General features: G+C 71.2%; 4 protein-coding genes. 2 read left to right on the forward strand and 2 right to left on the reverse strand.

Annotated features, from left to right (window positions below):
* Positions 1-1291 (forward strand): NAD-dependent succinate-semialdehyde dehydrogenase (locus tag G6021_RS11910; protein WP_182641370.1); only part of this gene is annotated, 1291 nt, incomplete at its 5' end.
* Positions 1292-1356: 65 nt separating this feature from the next.
* Here G6021_RS11910 and G6021_RS11915 read toward each other — a convergent pair.
* Entirely contained in the window at positions 1357-1629 is a 273-nt protein-coding gene (locus G6021_RS11915; protein ID WP_179524515.1) for a WhiB family transcriptional regulator, read from the reverse strand.
* A gap of 94 nt (positions 1630-1723) precedes the next feature.
* On the opposite strand from G6021_RS11915, the gene G6021_RS11920 reads away from it, so the two are divergent.
* Positions 1724-2341, forward strand: coding sequence for a response regulator transcription factor (locus G6021_RS11920; RefSeq protein WP_179524514.1), 618 nt, complete (start codon positions 1724-1726; stop codon positions 2339-2341).
* Between the two features lie 9 nt (positions 2342-2350).
* On the opposite strand, the gene G6021_RS11925 is transcribed toward G6021_RS11920, so the two are convergent.
* On the reverse strand, positions 2351-2569 hold a 219-nt coding region (locus tag G6021_RS11925; RefSeq protein WP_182641371.1), incomplete at its 5' end, for an FCD domain-containing protein.

Genomic DNA, 2569 nt, shown 5'->3' on the forward strand with positions numbered 1-2569 from the left:
GGCCGCCGGGCGGACGCAGCCGGAGTGGGCGGCCGTGCCCGCCCGCGACCGGGCCGAGATCCTGCGCCGCGCGTACGAGCTGATCCTCGACCGCGCCGACGAGCTGGCGCTGCTCATGACCACCGAGATGGGCAAACCGCTGGCGGAGGCCAAGGGCGAGGTCACCTACGGGGCCGAGTTCTTCCGCTGGTTCTCCGAGGAGGCCTGCCGCATCCGCGGGGACGCCCGCCGTTCGCCCGACGGGAGGACACGTCTCATGGTGACCCACGAACCGGTCGGGCCCTGCATCCTCATCACCCCGTGGAACTTCCCCCTGGCCATGGCCACCCGCAAGATCGGCCCGGCCGTCGCCGCCGGCTGCACCATGGTGTTCAAACCGGCCAACCTCACGCCCCTGACCTCGCTGTACGTGGTGGACCTCCTGCGCGAGGCGGGGCTCCCCGACGGCGTCCTCAACGTCGTGTGCACCACCGAGCCGGGCGGTGTGGTGGAACCGTGGATCGACTCCGGGATCGCCCGCAAGCTGTCGTTCACCGGGTCCACGCCGGTCGGCCGGATGCTGCTGGAGCAGTGCGCGCGCGGGGTGCTGCGCACCTCCATGGAGCTCGGCGGGAACGCCCCGTTCGTGGTGTGCGAGGACGCGGACATGGACACCGCCGTGGCCGCCGCGATGGCCGCCAAGATGCGCAACATGGGCGAGGCCTGCACGTCGGCCAACCGGATCCTCGTCCACCGTTCGGTTCTGGACGAGTTCGGTCGGCGCCTCACCGAGAAGATGTCCGCCCTGACCGTCGGCGACGGCACGCGGGACGGCACCGACGTGGGCCCGTTGGTCGAGGAGAAGGCCGTGGCGAAGGTGGTCGACCTGGTCGACGACGCCGTGGGGCGCGGGGCCGAGGTGCTGTGCGGCGGATCGCGGACCGAAGGACCCGGGTACTTCTACCCGCCCACCGTCCTGACCGGAGTGGCGGCCGACTCCGACCTGATGTCCACCGAGATCTTCGGTCCCGTGGCCGCCCTGATCCCGTTCGACTCCGACGACGAGGCGGTGGCCCTGGCCAACGACACCGAGTTCGGCCTGGTCTCCTACGTGATGACCGAGAACCTGGACCGCGCGATGACCATGTCCGAGCGCCTTCAGGCGGGAATGGTGGGCGTCAACACCGGGATCGTCTCCAACCCGGCCGCGCCGTTCGGTGGCATCAAGCAGTCCGGGCTCGGCCGCGAGGGCGGGCTCACCGGGATCGAGGAGTTCGTGGAGACCAAGCTCGTCGCGATCCCGGTGCGCTGATCGCCCGCCGCCCTCCGCCGGTGGGCGGTTCGGCGGAAGGCGGTGGTCGGTCAGCCGGTGGGCGGTCAGCCGGTGCGGACCCGCCCGGCGAGCCGGTGCCGCTCGGCCTCGGACATCCCGCCCCAGACGCCGTACAGCTCGCGGTGGGCCACGGCGTGCGCGCGGCACTGTTGGATGACCGGGCACTGCGCGCAGAGCTTCTTGGCCGCCGTCTCCTTGCGCCGGCGCAGGCTCCTCGACTCGTTCTCGGAGTTGTAGAACAGGTCCGGTACGTCCTGGCACATCCCGTACTCTGCCCAGGCCCATCGTTCGTCGATCCTTCTCGTCGCGGTCGTCATGGCACTCCCCCCGTCGGAACCAGCTTCATTCACGCTCGAGGGAGTTCGGCACACCCCCAGGGGTGGGACGGGTCACAACTGTTAAAGTTCCCAGATGCCGGTCAGGGTCTCGGTGGAGAACGACTACACACTGGTCATCGCCGGTGTGCACGCACTGCTGGCCGCGTACCCCGGCCGCGTGGAGGTCGTGGTGAACGGGCCCGGCTCCCGCGCAGGTGTGCCCGTGGACGTGGTGCTGTTCGATACCTTCGCCTCCCCGGTCGACTGGCAGGCCCGGTGCTCGGCCATGGCCCTCGACCCGGCGATCGGGGCCGTGGCCGTCTACTCGTTCGTCACGGATCCGCGCGCTGTCGACGAGGCCTTCGCCTCGGGGGCGACGGGGTATCTCTCCAAATCACTGTCCGGCGAGGAGCTGCTCGGGGCCGTGGAACGGGTCGCGGCGGGTGAGCGGGTGCGCCTGCTCGGCCGCGACGGCGAGGACACGTCCCCCGGACTGTGGCCGACCGGCGACGTGGGCCTGACCCCCCGGGAGTCGGAGATGCTCGCGCTGATCGCCCAGGGCCGGTCCAACGAGGAGATCGCCGCGGCCTGCTACCTGTCGATCAACACGGTCAAGACCTACATCCGGGAGGCCTACCGCAAGATCGGGGTGACCACCAGACCGCAGGCGGTGGCGTGGGCGATGCGCAGCGGGCTCGCGGTCTCCCGCTGATCGCGCCACTCACCGGTCCCCGCCGCCCTCGCGGACCCGCGCGAGCCCGTCCCTCATGTGGTCGACCAGCAACTCCCTGGCCCGATCCGGGTCCCCGGCCCGCACGGCGTCGGCGATCGCGCGGTGTTCGGCGAGCCTGGACTCGGCGTCCGAGTAGGTGCCGCGCATGGCGTGCAGGCACATGCTCGTCTCGACCAGGACGGTCTCGTGCACCCGCGACAGGCGGGG

The sequence above is a fragment of the Dietzia sp. CW19 genome, assembly GCF_014145265.1.
Classification (GTDB): Bacteria; Actinomycetota; Actinomycetes; order Mycobacteriales; family Mycobacteriaceae; genus Dietzia; species Dietzia natronolimnaea.

What these genes read in the sequence shown, in the direction of transcription:
- G6021_RS11915 (WP_179524515.1), bottom strand. Translation starts at nt 1,629, where the DNA reads ATGACGACCGCGACGAGAAGGATCGACGAACGATGGGCCTGGGCAGAG.
- G6021_RS11920 (WP_179524514.1), top strand. Translation starts at nt 1,724, where the DNA reads ATGCCGGTCAGGGTCTCGGTGGAGAACGACTACACACTGGTCATCGCC.